Here is a 16,416-nt window from a genome sequence, read left to right on the forward strand (position 1 = left end):
TCCCGGCCAGTCCCGCCCACAGCCATGAAAAAAGGCCGCCCCGAACGGAACGGCCTTGCTCGCGGTCGCGAAACGACTCCCCCCTAGGGCCGCGTCACCGGCAGCTTGGCCAGCACGGCCTGGGCCAGGGCCTCGTGGGCCTTGTCCACGTCCTTGTCCTTGAGGGTCTTTTCGGGATGGCGATAGGTGAGGCGGAAGGTCAGCCGGCGATCGCCGCCCTCCTCGGGGGTGTAGGCGTCGATGAGCAGCACATCCTCGAGGATCGGCGAGCGGGCCTCGCGGACGGCCCCGAGGATGGCGCCCACGGTCACGCCGGCCGGCACGGCCAGGGTGATGTCGCGGCGCACCGGCGGAAAGCCCGGCAGCGGCGTGAAACCGGGCTTGCGGGCGTCCACCAGCCGGCGCAGGGCGTCGATGTCGAGTTCGGCGATCCACAGCGGGCTTCTGGCGTGAAAAGCGTCGGCGGTTTCGGGCGCCACCTGGCCGATGCAGCCGAGGAAGGTGTCGCCCAGGGTCACCGTGACATGGGGGGCCAGCCACGGCAGGCCGGCGCCCTGGCCATAGGCCGCCTCGGGCAGGTGAAAATGGCGCGCGAGCCCTTCGACCAGGCCCTTGATGTCGGCGTACCCGGCCGTCTCGTCCTTGGGCCAGGGCCAGCCTTCGGGATGGCGGGCGCCGTGCAGGGCGATGCCCAGGCGGCCGGCCTCCCGGGCCGTGGACGGAGCTTCGGGGTCGGCGGTGAAGATGCGGGCCACCTCGAACAGGCGCAGGTTGGCGTTGCCCTGGGCGATGTTGTGGCGCACGGCGCCCAAAAGCCCCGGGGCCAGCATGGGCCGCATGACATTCTGGTCTTCGGAGAGCGGATTGGCCACGGGCACGCGGCAGGCCGCATCCAGGCACAGCAGGTCGAGGTCGCCGTGGCCGACGAAGCTGTAGTTGACGGCCTCGCGCAGCCCAACCCCCACGCAGTAGGCCCGGAGTCGGGCCCAGAAGGCGAATTCCGTCTCGGGCGCGGCATCGTCCAGGGACTTGGCCACGCGCGGCAGTTTCGGGGCGATGCGGTCCAGGCCGTACACCCGCCCCACTTCCTCGATGAGGTCGGCCTCGCGCTCGAGGTCCAGCCGGTACGGCGGCGGGGTCACGGCCGCCACTCCCGAGGGGTCGGTGTCGGTGACGGCGCAGCCCAGGGCCGCAAGCGTCTTGCGGCAAAAGGCCTCGGGCATCGCGACACCCAGCAGCAGGCTGGCCCGGGCCGGGCGGAAGGCGATGGCCCGGGCGACGAAGGGCTTGGGCTCGGCGCTGGCTTCGCCGGGCGCCGCCGTGCCGCCGGCCGTTTCGAGCATGATCGAGACGGCCCGGTGCATGGCGTAGACCGAACCGACCTGGTCCACGCCGCGCTCGAAGCGGTAGGAGGCTTCGCTGGGCAGCGACAGGCGGCGGGCGGTCTTGCGGATGGCCCCGGGGCGGAAGATGGCGCATTCGAGGAGCACGTCGGTGCTGCCGGCCTCCATCTCGCTGTTGGCCCCGCCCATGACGCCGGCCAGGGCCACGGGCTTTGCGGCGTCGCAGATGAGCAGGTCGCGGGCGGTGAGGGAGCGCTCCTGGCCGTCGAGGGTGGTGATCTTCTCGCCCTCGCTGGCGTTTCGCACCTGGATCAGGTTGCCGGCCAGCTTGGCCCGGTCGAAGGCGTGCAGGGGCTGGCCGAGCTCGAAGAGCACGTAGTTGGTGGCGTCGACGATGTTGGAAATGGGCCGCTGGCCGATGGCCAACAGGCGCCAGCGGATGCGGTCCGGCGAGGGGCCGACCGTGACGCCGCTTATGAGCTTGGCCCGGTAGACCGGGCACTGGTCCGGGTCCTCGATGGCGATGGCCACCTGGGAGGCGGCGTAGGGGCCGGACTCGGCGTAGGCGACGTCGGGCAGCGACAGGGGCAGGTCGAAGGCCATGGCCGTTTCCCGGGCAATGCCGAGCACGCTCAGGCAGTCGGCCCGGTTGGGCGTAATCGACACGTCCAGGACGCAGGTGTCCAGGCCAAGCGCTTCGGGCAGGGCCTGGCCCACGGCGCAGGTCTCGGGCAGGACCATGATGCCGGCGCTTTTGCCCTCGGCCAGCCCCAGCTCGGACTCCGAGCAGATCATGCCCTCGGAGGCCTGGCCGCGGATCTTGCTTTTCTTGATGGTCAGCCCCCCGGGGAGCGTCACGCCAACCGTAGCCACAGGCACGAGCTGGCCGGCGGCGACGTTGGGCGCGCCGCACACGATAGGCAGCGGCGCCGGGCCGCCGACATCGACGGTGCAGCAGGACAGATGGTCCGAATCCGGATGGGCCTGCCGGGTGAGCACCCGGCCGACCACCACGGCCATGATGGCCTCGAAGGGGTTTTTGATTTCCTCGATTTCGAGGCCGAGCATGGTCAGGCGCGCGGCCAGTTCCTGGGGCGTGCCGTCATAGGGGGTGAATTCGCGAAGCCAGGCTAAGCTGAGCAGCATGTTCGTGTGCCTCCGGCGGCCGGGGAGGGAACCCCTTTTTGCAAAAAGGGGTTCCCTCCCCGGACCCCACCCTCCCGGAGCACTCCAAAGGAACGCTCACGGAAGGAATGCCCGACCACGTCGGGGCTGATCCGGGGAAAGAACCCCCTGGATTAAAACTGGCTTAAGAACCGAACGTCGTTTTCGAAAAACATGCGCAGGTCGCCGATGCCGTACTTGAGCATGGTCACGCGCTCGACGCCCATGCCGAAGGCAAAGCCGGTGTAGCGCTCGGTGTCGTAACCCACGGCGTCGAAGACGTTGGGGTCGACCATGCCGCAGCCGAGGATCTCGACGAAGCCCGTGCCCTTGCACACCCGGCAGGTGCCGGCTGCGGTCGCGCCCTTGCCGCCGCACAGCACGCAGGAGATGTCCACCTCGGCGCTGGGTTCGGTGAAGGGGAAAAAGCTCGGCCGAAAGCGCACGTTGGTGGCCGGCCCGAAGATGCGCCGGACAAAGGCCGTCAGCGTGCCGCGCAGGTCGGCCATGGACACGCCCTCGTCGACGAGGAGCCCCTCGATCTGGTGGAACATGGGCGTGTGGGTGAGGTCCGAGTCGCGGCGGTAGACCTTGCCCGGAGCGATGACCGCAACAGGGGGCTGTTGCGCCAGCATGGTGCGGATCTGCAGGGGCGAGGTATGGGTGCGCAGCACCACGCTGTCCGTGATGTACAGGGTATCCTGCATGTCGCGGGCGGGGTGCTCGGGCGGCATGTTGAGCGCCTCGAAATTGTAGTAGTCGGTCTCGATCTCGGGGCCGGTGACGATGGAGAAACCCAGTTCGCCCAGGGCCTTGCAGATCTCGGCCGTGACCAGGGTCACGGGGTGCAGGCTGCCGCCAAAGGGGGCCAGGCCCGGGGTGGTGGGGTCGAAATCGGCCAGGGCGGCGGCCTGGGCGGCACTGGCCAAGCTGGCCAGGCGGGCGTCGTACAGCCCGGTCAGGGACTGCTTGACCGTGTTGGCGGCCCGGCCGGCGTCGCGACGGCCGTCGGCGTCGAGGTGCGGCAGTTGGGCCATAAGCCCGGCCAGGCGCCCCTTGCGGCCGAGGTAGGCGACCCGGATGGCCTCGAGGTCCTCAAGCGTCGAGGCCTGGTCGAGGCGCGCGGCGCACTCCCCGACCAGGCCCTCAAGCTCGGTTACGAGCGTGGGTTCGTTTCCCACTTACATCACCTTGGCTTTGGCCAGCTCCGCCAGCTTCTGGAAGCTGTCCTTTTCCTTGACGGCCATATCGGCCAGGACCTTGCGGTCGAGTTCCACGCCGGCGAGCGTCAGTCCGCGCATGAACACGCTGTAGGACAGGCCGTTCTCGCGGGCGGCGGCGTTGATGCGCAGAATCCAGAGCTTGCGCATCTGGCGCTTGCGCTGCTTGCGGTCGCGATACGCGTAGACCAGGGAGCGTTCGGCGACCTCGCGGGCGGTTTCGTACAGCTTGCTGCGGGCTCCGACATAGCCCTTGGCCATGGCCAAATATTTCTTGTGCCGTTTATGGGCGGCTTGTCCGCGTTTGACGCGCATGCTTTCGGCTCCTTTGGCGTTTTTTGGACGAGGCCCAACGCCTAGGCGTAGGGCAGCAGGCGGCGCACGGCCTTTTCGTTGGCCGAATCGACCAGGGCGCCCTGGCCCAGTCGGCGGGTGCGCTTGGCGCTTTTCTTGGTCAGGATATGACGCAGGTTCTGGCGACGCCGGGTGAACTTGCCGGAACCGGTCTTGCCGAAGCGCTTGGCGGCGCTGCGGTTGGTCTTCATCTTGGGCATGTCGGACTCCTTAAAGCGCGCGCGATCAGGCGGGCGCCGGGGTTTTCTTGACTTGCGGGGCGAGCAGCATGGTCATCATGCGGCCTTCGGTGCGCGGCTCCTGCTCCACCTTGGCCAGTTCCCCCAGATCGGTCACCACCCGAGCCAAAATGACCTGGCCCCGGTCCTTGTGCACGATTTCGCGGCCGCGGAAAAACACCGTGACCTTGCAGCGATCGCCCTCTTCCAGGAAGCGGCGAATGTGCTTGAGCTTGGTCTGGTAATCGTGCTCGTCGGTCTTCGGGCGAACCTTGATCTCCTTGAGCTGGACCGTGGTCGCCTTCTTACGCGCTTCCTGCAGCTTTTTTTGCTGCTGATACTTGAAGCGGCCGAAGTCCATGATCCTGCACACGGGCGGCTCGGCGTTGGGGGCCACCTCGACGAGGTCGAGCCCCTTCTCCTGCGCCATGCGCAACGCCTCGCTGGTGGGGATGATGCCCACCTGGGCGCCGTCGTCGGCGATCACCCGCACTTCGCGGGCCCGAATCCGGTGGTTGCACCGGGGGTCACTACTGGGAGCGGAAGTTATAGCGCATCCCTCCACGCTTGAACGGTTCCTGGCAATCGGCCGTGATCATGAGAGCCACCTCGTCCAGGGACTTGACACCAAGGTTCTCCCCGGAGCGTAGCCGGACGTTCAGGCCGCCGAGTTCCTTTTCCTTATCCCCCACCACGAGCATGTAGGGGATCTTTTCCATCTGTGCCTCACGCACCTTGAAACCCAGTTTCTCGTTGCGGTCGTCGAGTTCGACCCGAATGCCGGCAGCGGCCAAGTGGTCGCGAGCCTGTTCGGCGAACTCCTTCTGGGCGTCGGTAACGTTGAGGATACGGGCCTGCACCGGGGCAAGCCACGTGGGCAGCGCGCCGGCGGTATGCTCGATGAGCACGCCCAAAAACCGTTCCACCGCGCCGAGAATCACCCGGTGCAGCATCACGGGCCGTTTCCGCTCCCCATCCGTGTCGGTATAGACGAGATCGAAGCGGTCCGGCAAGGTAAAGTCGCACTGCACCGTGGCGCACTGCCAGCGGCGGTCCAAGGCATCCGTGAGCTTGATGTCGATCTTGGGGCCGTAAAAGGCGCCGTCGCCCTCGTTGACTTCGTAGGGCAGGCCCAGGGACTCCATGGCATCGACCAGGGCCTTGGTGGCGCGTTCCCAGTCCTCGTCCGAACCGATGGACTTTTCCGGCCGGGTGGACAGTTCCACCTCGTAGTCGAAGCCGAAAAGCCCCACCACGTCCTGGACGAACTTGATCACGCCGGCGATCTCCTCCAGGAGCTGGTCGGGCCGGCACAGGATATGGGCATCGTCCTGGGTGAACTGGCGCACGCGCATGAGGCCGTGGAGCACGCCGGACTTCTCGTGGCGGTGCACCACGCCCAGCTCGAAGTAGCGCTGGGGCAGGTCGCGATAGCTGCGGATGCGCGATTTATAGATGAGCATGTGCGACAGGCAGTTCATGGGCTTGATGCCGTAGGCCTGCTCGTCGATCTCGGTGAAATACATGTTCTCGCGGTAATTGTCGTAGTGCCCCGAGCGCTCCCAGAGTTCGCGGCGCAGGATCAGCGGGCCGCGTACCAGCTGGTAGCCGCGCTTGAGGTGCTCGCGCCGCTCGAAATCTTCCAGGATGGTCCGCACCAGCTCGCCCTTGGGGTGCCAGATGGGCATGCCCGCGCCCACTTCCTCGGAGAAGCTGAACAGGTCGAGCTGGGTACCGAGCTTGCGGTGGTCGCGCTTCTTGGCTTCTTCAAGATGATGCAAATAGGATTTGAGGTCGGCCTCCGAAGCGAAGGCGGCGCCATAGATCCGCTGGAGCATGGGGCGCTTCTCGTCGCCGCGCCAGTAGGCGCCGGCCACGGAGAGGAGCTTGACCGCCTTGACCATGCCCGTAGCCGGCACATGGGGGCCGCGGCACAGATCGGTGAACGTGCCGTGGCGATAGAGGGAAACGGTGTCGCCCTCGATATTTTCGTCCATGATCTCGAGCTTGTACGTCTCCCCCTGGGAGGCGAACAAGGCCTTGGCGTCGGCCTTGGGCACGAAGGTGCAGGAAAACGGCTGATTAGCGGCGATGCTCTTGTGCATCTCCGCCTCGATGGCTTCGAGGTCTTCGGGAGTGAAGGGGCGCTCGAAGGCGAAATCGTAGTAGAAGCCGTTTTCGATAGCCGGCCCGATCGTGACCTGGACGGCGGGAAAGAGCTTTTTGACGGCTTCGGCCATGATATGGGCGGCGGAGTGGCGGATGACGGAAAGGCCCATGGGCGAGTCGGCGGCGATGAGTCCGAGTTCGCGAGTGCCTTCCTGCAGGGGCGTAGCCAGGTCACGGGGTTGCCCGTCGACAAGGCAGGCCACGGCGTTTTTGAGACGCTTCCCGGAAACAACGCGCGAAAGCGCCTGCCCGCACGGTTCGCCGGCCTGCGCTTCAAGGATTTTATCATCGACAGAGATATGCACGTCGCCTTCTCCGAACGGGATGCCCCCATTCTATAAAGAAAGGGAGGCCGGAGCCTCCCTGTCATTTCATGGTAGGACCGGGGAGATTTGAACTCCCGACCCCTTGCGTGTCAAGCAAGCGCTCTCCCCCTGAGCTACGGTCCTATAAACAGAATCAGGGAACAGGCTAAATGCCCCAAACTCGTCCCGAAGTCAACCCCAAATCTTTCGTTCCCCAGAAATTTTCGGGTACCAAAGACGTTGGCGCTTGTTGGCTCGTCGTTGGTCGGAGGGGACTACACTCCCACGGGCTGGGAGGTCAAGGGGAAAGTTTGGGAAATGTGCAGGTAGTGAATATGTTAAATTTGACACAAGTCAAAATTAACTAACAATCCCAAATGGTTCAATTGGTGAAATTACTTGCCATTGGTTTAGAAAAAGTGGTAACGTCTTTACAAACTGCGGCACCAAGGCCCTGTCAACACAATAGACCTCTAAAGGAGATTTAGTATTATGAAAATATCTAATAAGCTGATTGTTCTTGTAACGATACCGTTAATTGCATTCCTAACTATCAGTATTGTCTATATAAAAATAAGCATCGACGAATCACGTATCGTAGATGGAATGACTAAAAATACAAAGTTATTTGTTGCAGTGTCAGATTTAGTGCACGAATTACAAAAAGAACGAGGACGTACGTCGATATATCTCTCAGGTGGTTCTCTAGATGATATGAACACCCAGAGAAAAACTTCAACCAACCAAGTTTCACCTGTGATTAATGAATTAAAAACCGCGAAGGTCAGCGAAAGCACAAAAAACTTAACATCTCAAGCAATATCAGAAATTGATAAAATTCGAAACCGAGCTGACTCAAAAGGTCCGACAAAAGAAATCGTTGATGCTTACGGACAAATAATTGCAACTCTAATGGGAACAGAAACTGCTATTGCAAACTCAAAGACTACACGAGGATTCGGAAAAGCATTAACGACAATTATTATACTAGAAACTGCCAAGGAAAACGCTGGGAAACTCAGAGCCACTCTCTCTGGGATACTCACTTTAGACAAACCAATAAACGAAGAAATGTTTACTCGCCTCATAACGTTTAAATCCAACATTGATGCAAATCTTGATTCAAAGGCTATGGTTTTGAGTTCACAGGCCAACACTCTGCTTGACGAAAGCAAAAAGTCACAAGCCTGGACTGACACAAACAAAACATTCAACACAGTCTTAACCAAAGCTAACGACGGGAACTTTGGAATTAATGGTAAAGAATTCTTTTCTACAATAACGCAAGTTATCGACTCGTTAAACGCTGTAAGAACGAAAGAAATGGCTTCCATTGCTGCAAATCTTCTAAAGATTCAGGATGAAATATCTTCTGCCTTAATACGAGTTTTCTGTGGCGTTGGTTTTACATTAATTTTGTCATTATCAGTCGCATACTTACTTGCACGCTCGATAACACGCCCAATTAACCATCTAATTTTTTACGCAAAAGAAGTCTCTGACGGCAACCTTGACGCCAATCTTAACGAAAAGTTTTCACACGAACTCGGGAGCTTAAAATCATCTTTAAACGTGATGATTTCAAACTTAAAATCTAAAATTGCGGAAGCAGAAGCAAATAGCCAAAAAGCTGAAGAAGAGTCCAAGCACGCCAATGTTGCTATGAAAGAAGCTGAAGAAGCAAAAGCACTTGCTGAACATGCAAAAGCTGAAGGCATGACTGCAGCTGCTAACTCTATAGAAAGTGTCGTAGAAATTGTTAGCTCTGCATCAGAAGAGTTATCGGCACAGATAGAACAATCGACTCAAGGGGCTGAAATTCAGTCACAACGAGTAGCAGAAACTGCGACTGCCATGGAACAAATGAACGCTACGGTTATGGAAGTAGCGAAGAATGCTTCTCAGGCGGCAGAAACCGCAGACCAAGCTAAACATCAAGCACAAGATGGATCTACTGTGGTGACTGAAGTTGTCACAGGTATTGCTGAAGTAGAATCTACAGCTCTTGAATTGAAAAACGATATGACTTTACTTGGAAAACGAGCTCTAGAAATTGGGCAAGTTCTCAATGTTATTTCAGATATTGCTGACCAGACAAACCTTCTTGCCCTCAATGCAGCGATTGAAGCTGCTCGGGCAGGTGATGCAGGACGAGGATTTGCCGTAGTAGCTGATGAAGTCCGGAAATTGGCAGAGAAGACCATGACCGCGACGAAGGAAGTAGGCGATGCGATCAGGGGCATCCAGAACGAAGCCAATAAAAACATTGGAAACGTTGATTTAGCAGTAAAAAGGATCAGTTCGGTTACGATTCTAGCGACAAAAGCAGGTGATTCTCTCAATGAAATTGTCACGCTTGTTGATTTAACTACGGATCAAGTGCGGGCTATCGCAACAGCTTCCGAACAACAATCCGCAACTAGCGAAGAGATCAACCGAAGCATTGAAGACGTCAACAGGGTTTCCATGGAAACCTCCGATGGAATGAGACAATCGGCACAGGCAGTCGGTGAGTTGGCCACTCAGGCACAGGTCCTAAAGCGACTCATTGATGAGATGAAGTCGGACGGTGGTTCTAGTGCGTCTGCTCTTCCTGCCGGCAAGAAGTCACTTGCACTAGGGAAATAATGATGGAAAATAATATTTAAGCATATCAACCTACTGTCTGATCCGTTAGTGCATATCGTCAGTAGAAGCTTTGGCCAAGATCAACTGGGGTGAGTTCATATTATCTGGAAGACATTTGAGCTCACCCCACAACCATCACAAAAAATATGCCCTACAAAGATATTCGAATTATATCCAACGGCATCCTTGGCGAATCGACTTCAACAACTTTCGAAAAGAAAGTTCTACTCGTCATGTATTATTCCGAGCTATTAGCTCTCAACTTCAAAGAGATAGATGCTTTATTCCAAACACATAGCAGGGAACGCCTGTTCAACATATTCTACTTAGATGCAAATTTTGTCGAACATATCTACGCTCTTTTTCTAAACTCAGGGATAGACACTATCATGCCTGAAATTTTTGATAGGCTCATAAGAATCCAAGAACTACTCCACCAGAGAAAACTGCTTAAATCTTGCAAAACTTCTGGACTCTTCCAATAATTGCTTTTCAGTCCAGTCAAAAACGAAGGAAATTTCGTATTTGAAGAAATTGAGCTATTACTAGGTGTTAACGCCACGATTCAGCGTACCCAATGCTCAAGGACCAGGAAACAGGCCAGTTCCCGTGCCATTGTCACCATCACGGGTCTTAAAATTCACAGGATCCTGCGATCCGACACCATCGTTTCTGGTCGAAAATGTCATACAGCCCCAAATAGCCGAACTTTCTACCCATCTGCTGAAAATCAAAAGTTCCAGTAAACTGGACTTTTCAACTACCAGCAATATCGCAGTTTTTCTCTCAGCAATAAGCTGAAGCCCTTCTCTTGGGGGAATCTGGACTTGGTCTTTTCCCGGACACCCCTCCCCCGCTCTCTACCGGCCCATTCCTGGAGCTTTTCCAGCTGGGCATTTAGTTGGTAATACCCCTGGGCCAAAACCCCAGGAAATCGCAGCCTCCGCCCAACGTCCTTTTTCCATAGGGCTGTTTCCAAAACCCCACAAGTCCCCGTGACCGTCTCGTCTGCTCCAGGGTACCCTTGGTCCTAAACAGCAAAAGGATACCTCATGGACCAGAAACAGCCCGATAAACTCACGCTGAAGGACAAGATAATTATCGCTTTCCGTCCTATTGAGCAGCTCTTCCAGATTATGGATTCCACTTCCATTGAGCTTTATGGGGAGCTAACGCGCTCATACTCGGAAGTTGGCATAACACTGTGTAAAAACTTCCGTCAACGTCTCGATGCTATTTTTGACATGCAAAACGGAGGTAGCTCAGATGAGTAACGGCAAAGCTTTTGGAAACCTCATCTACAGCTACACCAGGGCACAGGCCATCGCTGACGGTGTCCTCATCGACGTCACTGACGAGGCCAAAGCCCACGGTTTCAAAATCCCTGTCGCCATTACCGATCATCTCTTCCACGGCTATGTCGCTTTTTTTCCAGAAGAATTAAAATCTCAAGGTCAAAGCGCGACTGGCCGACTCCATGATCTGCTGACACTGGCGATGATCGCTGCCCGGACCAGTAAGGGGAGCGACCGAGCGTACTTCAAAGTCGCGTTTCTGATGGCACCAGGCAGGACAGAAACCGTCCAAGTCATTGCCCACATCGGTCCCGGCGACACCGCTGAGCCAGTCCTGACGATCATGCTGCCCGAGGATGACTGATCGCGCTACCGGAACAGAGTCTGGGCCATGCTGAAAAAGGTACGCAACCGATCTTCATCCGCTGTCTCAATCTGCCGGATCAGGATCGCTTTGAGCTCCTCCGGTGGCAACCGAAACTCCTCCAGACTGAACAGTTCCGCCATGGGGATGTCCAACGCCTTGGACAGCTGCTCGATGCTGGTCAGGGATGGATTGCGCCGTCCGCGTTCGATCTCCCCAATGTACTGGAGGGATAGACCGGACAGGTCCGCCAGTTTTTCCTGGGTGATGTCTCTGGCGCGACGTATCGATTTGATTTTCTTCCCGAAAAGGTCTTGTACGCTGTCCATGCCATTCCTCCGCTAGTGTAGAGGATATGGCAATGATTCTGGCTACATAACAAATGATCGGCTGGTTTAATTGCAAATTATAGCAACTAAAGTTATTAATTGCTCCAACCGAAAACAACCTTAACCAGGAAAAGCACGAGGTTTGCCATGAAAACCAGGTTGATCGGTGCCGTCGTTGTCGCGCTTGCCCTCCTCTCCCCTGCCCCGGGACTGACTGACGACAACATCAAGTACAGCCAGTGCCTGAATACGTTCAAGGAGAAGGATGGGATACAGACAGGAACGATTGTCAAAATGGCGACTGGCGAAGTCTTTGAAACTTTAGGAAGCGCTTTCAGCTACGACAGGGATTTAAATAGCCCGCTGTGTACGATCATCAAGGACAGACGCCACTACTACTTACTCGTCAGCGGTGTCGGAAAGAAGATTCTTGTTCGGAGGATGAACTGAAATGAACAGAGTTGTTGTTTGCGTGCTTATCCTACTAGTGGTGCCGTTACCTTGCTTTGCTCAAAGAAGTACGGAACCGCTGAACTTTCGTGGCATCGAATGGGACACCTACTACTCCGCGATCCCAGGAATGACTAAGCAATATTCAAGGGATGAAAAAATCGACGTTTTTAAGAAATCCGGTGACGAGATGGCTATCGGTGACTGCAAACTCGACACTTTGACTTACGAAGGCTTCAACGGAAGGATTTATAAAGTAAACATGACTTTTTCTTCCTGCAATCCTGGACAAGTTTTTGATATGTTCAAGCAGAAGTATGGAGAATGTAGTTCTGTAGAAGATTCTTTGGAACAATATATAGGGACTTGGAATTGGAAACGCGTAAAATTGGTTTTCTTTATTGACGTGGAGTCTTCTGCTTCTGAGATTACGTATACGTATAAGATAACGGAGAGAGAGTACGTGACGTATTTGAAAGAGAAAGCTGGAGCGAAGAAGGACCAGTTTTAACGGCAAGTTGCGTCAGTTGGGTTCGACATGCCACGCGGCAATTCTATACTATTTTCAGATGAAATAGCTGCGACGCGACTTGAAACGAAGTGACCTCTCAAAAAAATGAAGGAACCTGCATTTTGGGGAAACGAGTCAAAAAAACTATAAATTAAGTAATCGCTACCCAGTTATGATTTGAATGGCCATCTTCGGAATAGAATTAGCCTGTGTCAACATAGCTGTCGCTGCTTGCGTCAATATTTGTTCTCGAACGAAGCTTGTCATTTCTTCAGCGACATCGACATCTGATATCTGTGATTCTGATTGCTGAAGATTTTCCGCCTGAATCTGAAGATTTGTGATAGTATTTTCGAGCCTGTTTTGCGTAGCCCCAAGGTTAGCCCTGGTTAAACTTACTTTTGTACCGGCATTTGTTAATTTATCCAGATAATCTTGCGCCTTTTCTTGAGAGTCAATGCTGAAAACAGGAGCAAATCTTTGCCCGAAAACTCCCCAAGAACTCCCATCTTGGTCCATGGAGTGCCAAACTGCCACGACTCCTCCATCAGTTAATCCAGCAATAGAGGGTCGATCCTGGTCATTATTCGATTCTGTACTAATTTTTACTTCTTTTCCTAGCGCATTTCCGTTACTGTCAAACTGTTGTCCATAAATTCCATAACCACTACCATCTTGGTTCTGCGACGCCCAGGACAACATAAATCCCCCACCAGCTAGGCTAGTGGCCGATGGTTCTTGTTGATTCAGAGTTGTATAAGAATTAGCCATCCTATTCGAACCCAATCTATTCCCAGTTGAATCAAACATTTGGTAGAAAATATCGTTTGTTCCTGATTGATCAGAAGAATAGGCTACAACAAAATTACCATTTTCCAGCGTTGTAATCTTTGGATCAATCTGATTTCCTGTCTGGACATCATTCACAATTGCTTCCGCCGTTACTGGATTTCCATCTGCACCATATATTCGCAAGTAAACGTCATTTGTGCCATTCTGATCTGACCGCCATGTTATCGCATATCCTCCATTCTGTAGACCTGAGATACTTGGGGTATGTTGTGTTCCAGGAACTGAACTCACTAACATTTCAGAACCGACAGCTGCGCCAGTTTTGTCATATTGTTGCTTATATATATTCGCATCGCCAGTATGGTTAGACATCCAAGTGGCAACATAACCACCATCGGGTAGCCCTGTTATACTTGGATTATTCTGAGCATTCGAAGTCGAAGTATTAACTAAAAACTCATCCCCTTCCGGTTGCCCTGCGGCGTTATATCGTCTAGCGAACACCCCCCAACTACTAGCATCAGGAGGTTGTGAGTCTGAATTCCAAGAAACTAAGAAGCCGCCATCCGCAAGACTTGTCGCCGTGGGTAAGGATTGTATCCAAGTAGTGTAGCTATTAACTTGAATATCACCAGTTAACACCTTTCCATCTTTATCATAAATTTTAGCATATATACCAAAATCGTCTCCGTCTTGACCAACTGATTGCCAAGTTGCAACGTAACCACCATTTGCAAGCCCTGTTACAGATGGGTTCGCCTGAACACTTGCTGTATATGAATTCACCTGAAATTCAGACCCATTTTCATCAACTCCATTCGGCTCAAGAATAGCGCCCACCTGACAATTGCTTATATTTACATAGTAATAATCTTCAGCCGATGAATTTCCTGTTCCAAAGTGAATCTTCGCAGGTCCAGCAGAATCCAAACTTGTTCCATCATGAGCAGCTGAGACGGAAGGATTTGACCATCCCCATGCTCCGGTAGCATTTGCCAAAGAATTATCAAGCAATTTTATGCCATTGAAATCTGTAGCTACGGCTATCCTTTGAATTTCACTGGCCATCGCTTGAAACTCTGAAGATATTATTATCCTTTGGTCGGATGTATATGTTCCTGTAGCTGCTTGTTCTGCTAATTCCTTCATACGAATCAGTTTTTCATCAACAACTTCTAAAGCACCATCTGCTGTTTGTATCATCGAAATCGCATCGTTGGCATTCCTGATTCCCTGATTCAGGGTGGCAACATCCGACCGCATAAGTTCTCGAACGGCAAGCCCTGCTGCGTCATCGGCGGCGGTACCGATCCTCAGGCCAGACGACAACCGCCGCGTCGAAACACTGAGTTCCTGGTAGTGATTCCCGAGGTTCCTTGCGACGTTAAGCGCCATCAGGTTGTGATTGATAGCCAGGCTCATAGAAAATTCTCGTAACAGACTAACATAATGAGATTCTTCTGAAGCTGGTCCCGACTGGCCCAAGCGCCAAAACGGAAATCTTTACCATCGTAAAAGTTTATATTCAAAAACTATACCCTGACTGCTTTTCCTGGTGACTGCCTCCCCGTAAAGAAACTACGGTGGGGTAACTCCATGGAAAGTTTGGAAAAACAGCTAGGGAATCGGATAAAGACCTTAAGAAAGCTGCGTGGTTGGACCCAGGAAAATTTGGCCGAGCAGGCCAAAGTTTCCGTCCAGCATGTGGGCGAGATCGAACGCGGTGACGGGAATCCGACGCTTCAAAGTCTGGAAAGACTTTCCAAGGGATTTGGCATCACGGTTTCGCAGTTGCTGGCCGTGGAGGACCCTGACCAGGAAACCGAGCTGCTCCGGGACCAGATATGCGAAACGGTAAAGGAGATGCCGGCGGCGGAACTCAAACTCTTGCAGGGTGTGATCAACCTTGCGAAAAGCTTGTCATTAAGGATGAAATAAGGTTGTGAACGGCACGCGGTAATTCTATACGATTTTCAGATGAATTAGCTGCGATGCGCTTTGAGACAAGTGGTGAAAAATTGTCAGAGAATCGCTATTTCTCGCTAGATTGTGGGAGATTGAAAAGTCATACCCCGGATTTTTGAGCACCCGCTGTCGAAAATCTGGGCTGAAGTGGGAAATCGCTTCCAAACCACTTCAACCTAGCCAATCAGCGCCTCCCCCAATTACGCGGTTTCCCGCGTTTTTGACCTTAATCGTCCTTGAGATCATGCTTGGCCGCTAATTTTTTTTCCTTTCTCTTTTTTCGAGAATCTTCTGCGGGGTCAAAGTATCTACCACGTTGCCTAGCTACTCGTTTAATCGCAGGCAAAATTTCATCATATTCAAAATCGCTGTCCCCACGCTTGATAGCCAATTTCCTTCTTTCGTAAACTTCCTTGTTCTTATACACGCCTTTCTTATTCAAATAGCTTTCCTCAAGACTTTTGAGCAACCGCCTTCTGAGCTCTTCATTAATTTCTGGCATCAATTTTTCTATCATCTTGTAGTGCATAAGAGTTGAGCCATCTTCCCATTCTTTATCAGCCTTTGGGCCGACAAGATACAATACGCTCTTTCTTATGGCGTGATATTTTGAAGCATTTCTTTTGCCAGATTGCTTTACAATGTATTCTTTATATTTATCCGAATCACAAAACGCGTATATATTCACAAAATCCAACCGAAGCAAAGACGAAATTGCCATAAGGAGAGCTTGGATGTTTCCCCAATGTTCAGACGTCTTTACTCTTTCGATAATTCCAACTCTTGCTTTAACCACAACAAAATCATTGAAGTTATCTTTAACCATCTTTGCATCGTCTTCATTTTCTCGAACAAACTCCCAACAAGCGTGCATATCCGAATTTATTTGTTGAATTATAGCTCCAACGTCAGAAAAACAATTTAATTTACTCTCACCAAGATCATCGGGGACATGGTAACAAAAAACAAGATCAGATTTGATCAAACGCGGCGCTTTACGTCCCTCACTCTTTTTCTTTGCCTTCTTCAAAACTGATTCAACATTTTTTAACGGCGAAGAGCGAAGTAGTTTTTTCAATTCTGTTTCATAAGATTCAATAAGCTTCCATAGCATTTCAATTTCAGAACATTCCCTTTTGAAAAAGCTATCTTTGTTAACATTTCTTGTCAAAGACCGCAGAAAAAACGAGCTATCTTTGTAATAGTTATAGATTTCTTCATTGAGACCTTTTTTCTTTCCCATAACATCCTCCCACAGCCAAGCCGGAACAGACGCTCTCTCAATGGGCTGATTTTTCGTACTAAACTC

14 protein-coding genes, 1 tRNA gene and 2 pseudogenes are annotated in these 16,416 nt (G+C 53.5%); 6 read left to right on the top strand and 11 right to left on the bottom strand.

Going from position 1 to position 16,416, the window contains the following annotated elements:
* Window positions 1–83: 83 nt before the first annotated feature.
* From pheT to ACP59X_RS18065, 7 genes are all read right to left on the bottom strand, one after another.
* The gene (gene pheT, locus ACP59X_RS18035) at window positions 84–2,489 is read right to left on the bottom strand and encodes a phenylalanine--tRNA ligase subunit beta (protein ID WP_428561053.1); all 2,406 of its coding nucleotides are present in this window, start codon (window positions 2,487–2,489) and stop codon (window positions 84–86) included.
* Window positions 2,490–2,641: 152 nt separating this feature from the next.
* Complete coding sequence (gene pheS / locus ACP59X_RS18040) at window positions 2,642–3,688, bottom strand: phenylalanine--tRNA ligase subunit alpha (protein WP_428561055.1); 1,047 nt, start codon at window positions 3,686–3,688, stop codon at window positions 2,642–2,644.
* Window positions 3,689–4,042 (bottom strand): 50S ribosomal protein L20, encoded by a 354-nt coding sequence (gene rplT, locus ACP59X_RS18045; protein WP_428561058.1) that lies wholly within the window; start codon window positions 4,040–4,042, stop codon window positions 3,689–3,691.
* A 41-nt stretch (window positions 4,043–4,083) separates the two neighbouring features.
* Window positions 4,084–4,281, bottom strand: coding sequence for a 50S ribosomal protein L35 (gene rpmI, locus ACP59X_RS18050; RefSeq protein WP_428561060.1), 198 nt, complete (start codon window positions 4,279–4,281; stop codon window positions 4,084–4,086).
* Window positions 4,282–4,306: 25 nt separating this feature from the next.
* Window positions 4,307–4,849 (bottom strand): translation initiation factor IF-3, encoded by a 543-nt coding sequence (infC, locus tag ACP59X_RS18055; RefSeq protein ID WP_428569957.1) that lies wholly within the window; start codon window positions 4,847–4,849, stop codon window positions 4,307–4,309.
* A complete protein-coding gene (thrS, locus tag ACP59X_RS18060; RefSeq protein WP_428561063.1) occupies window positions 4,830–6,773 on the bottom strand; it encodes a threonine--tRNA ligase in 1,944 nt (647 codons plus the stop codon). The genes infC and thrS overlap by 20 nt, the downstream gene beginning before the upstream one ends.
* 69 nt (window positions 6,774–6,842) lie before the next feature.
* Window positions 6,843–6,917 (bottom strand) — tRNA-Val (locus tag ACP59X_RS18065).
* 348 nt (window positions 6,918–7,265) lie between these two features.
* On the opposite strand from ACP59X_RS18065, the gene ACP59X_RS18070 reads away from it, so the two are divergent.
* From ACP59X_RS18070 to ACP59X_RS18080, 3 genes are all read left to right on the top strand, one after another.
* On the top strand, window positions 7,266–9,401 hold the full coding sequence (locus tag ACP59X_RS18070; protein WP_428561066.1) for a methyl-accepting chemotaxis protein: 2,136 nt from the start codon (window positions 7,266–7,268) through the stop codon (window positions 9,399–9,401).
* A 1,052-nt stretch (window positions 9,402–10,453) separates the two neighbouring features.
* Window positions 10,454–10,675: a hypothetical protein gene (locus ACP59X_RS18075; RefSeq protein ID WP_428561068.1), complete on the top strand. Its 222-nt coding sequence runs from the start codon at window positions 10,454–10,456 to the stop codon at window positions 10,673–10,675.
* A complete protein-coding gene (locus ACP59X_RS18080; protein ID WP_428561071.1) occupies window positions 10,668–11,060 on the top strand; it encodes a DUF6573 family protein in 393 nt (130 codons plus the stop codon). The genes ACP59X_RS18075 and ACP59X_RS18080 overlap by 8 nt, the downstream gene beginning before the upstream one ends.
* 5 nt (window positions 11,061–11,065) lie before the next feature.
* Here the strand turns inward: ACP59X_RS18080 and ACP59X_RS18085 are convergent, their stop codons facing one another.
* Window positions 11,066–11,389, bottom strand: coding sequence for a helix-turn-helix domain-containing protein (locus tag ACP59X_RS18085; RefSeq protein WP_428561073.1), 324 nt, complete (start codon window positions 11,387–11,389; stop codon window positions 11,066–11,068).
* 147 nt (window positions 11,390–11,536) lie between these two features.
* Here ACP59X_RS18085 and ACP59X_RS18090 point away from each other — a divergent pair, with 147 nt between their 5' ends.
* Window positions 11,537–11,839: a hypothetical protein gene (locus ACP59X_RS18090; protein ID WP_428561075.1), complete on the top strand. Its 303-nt coding sequence runs from the start codon at window positions 11,537–11,539 to the stop codon at window positions 11,837–11,839.
* Between the two features lies 1 nt (window position 11,840).
* A complete protein-coding gene (locus tag ACP59X_RS18095; protein WP_428561077.1) occupies window positions 11,841–12,350 on the top strand; it encodes a hypothetical protein in 510 nt (169 codons plus the stop codon).
* A 162-nt stretch (window positions 12,351–12,512) separates the two neighbouring features.
* Here the strand turns inward: ACP59X_RS18095 and ACP59X_RS18100 are convergent.
* Together ACP59X_RS18100 and ACP59X_RS18105 are read right to left on the bottom strand one after the other, a co-directional pair.
* Window positions 12,513–12,812 (bottom strand): annotated as a pseudogene (locus ACP59X_RS18100) (flagellin); the annotation flags it as partial.
* A gap of 1,158 nt (window positions 12,813–13,970) precedes the next feature.
* Window positions 13,971–14,564, bottom strand: a pseudogene (locus tag ACP59X_RS18105) (flagellin N-terminal helical domain-containing protein); the annotation flags it as partial.
* A gap of 174 nt (window positions 14,565–14,738) precedes the next feature.
* Here ACP59X_RS18105 and ACP59X_RS18110 point away from each other — a divergent pair.
* Window positions 14,739–15,080, top strand: coding sequence for a helix-turn-helix domain-containing protein (locus ACP59X_RS18110; protein ID WP_428561079.1), 342 nt, complete (start codon window positions 14,739–14,741; stop codon window positions 15,078–15,080).
* Window positions 15,081–15,333: 253 nt separating this feature from the next.
* Here the strand turns inward: ACP59X_RS18110 and ACP59X_RS18115 are convergent, their stop codons facing one another.
* The gene (locus ACP59X_RS18115; protein ID WP_428561082.1) at window positions 15,334–16,350 is read right to left on the bottom strand and encodes a hypothetical protein; all 1,017 of its coding nucleotides are present in this window, start codon (window positions 16,348–16,350) and stop codon (window positions 15,334–15,336) included.
* Between the last annotated feature and the right edge of the window lie 66 nt (window positions 16,351–16,416).

The organism is Solidesulfovibrio sp. DCME (assembly GCF_049995385.1).
Classification (GTDB): Bacteria; Desulfobacterota; Desulfovibrionia; order Desulfovibrionales; family Desulfovibrionaceae; genus Solidesulfovibrio.

Coding starts and splice junctions, on each gene's coding strand:
- pheT (WP_428561053.1), bottom strand. CDS start 2,489: ATGCTGCTCAGCTTAGCCTGGCTTCGCGAATTCACCCCCTATGACGGC.
- rplT (WP_428561058.1), bottom strand. CDS start 4,042: ATGCGCGTCAAACGCGGACAAGCCGCCCATAAACGGCACAAGAAATAT.
- rpmI (WP_428561060.1), bottom strand. CDS start 4,281: ATGCCCAAGATGAAGACCAACCGCAGCGCCGCCAAGCGCTTCGGCAAG.
- ACP59X_RS18070 (WP_428561066.1), top strand. CDS start 7,266: ATGAAAATATCTAATAAGCTGATTGTTCTTGTAACGATACCGTTAATT.
- ACP59X_RS18075 (WP_428561068.1), top strand. CDS start 10,454: ATGGACCAGAAACAGCCCGATAAACTCACGCTGAAGGACAAGATAATT.
- ACP59X_RS18080 (WP_428561071.1), top strand. CDS start 10,668: ATGAGTAACGGCAAAGCTTTTGGAAACCTCATCTACAGCTACACCAGG.
- ACP59X_RS18085 (WP_428561073.1), bottom strand. CDS start 11,389: ATGGACAGCGTACAAGACCTTTTCGGGAAGAAAATCAAATCGATACGT.
- ACP59X_RS18090 (WP_428561075.1), top strand. CDS start 11,537: ATGAAAACCAGGTTGATCGGTGCCGTCGTTGTCGCGCTTGCCCTCCTC.
- ACP59X_RS18095 (WP_428561077.1), top strand. CDS start 11,841: ATGAACAGAGTTGTTGTTTGCGTGCTTATCCTACTAGTGGTGCCGTTA.
- ACP59X_RS18110 (WP_428561079.1), top strand. CDS start 14,739: ATGGAAAGTTTGGAAAAACAGCTAGGGAATCGGATAAAGACCTTAAGA.
- ACP59X_RS18115 (WP_428561082.1), bottom strand. CDS start 16,350: ATGGGAAAGAAAAAAGGTCTCAATGAAGAAATCTATAACTATTACAAA.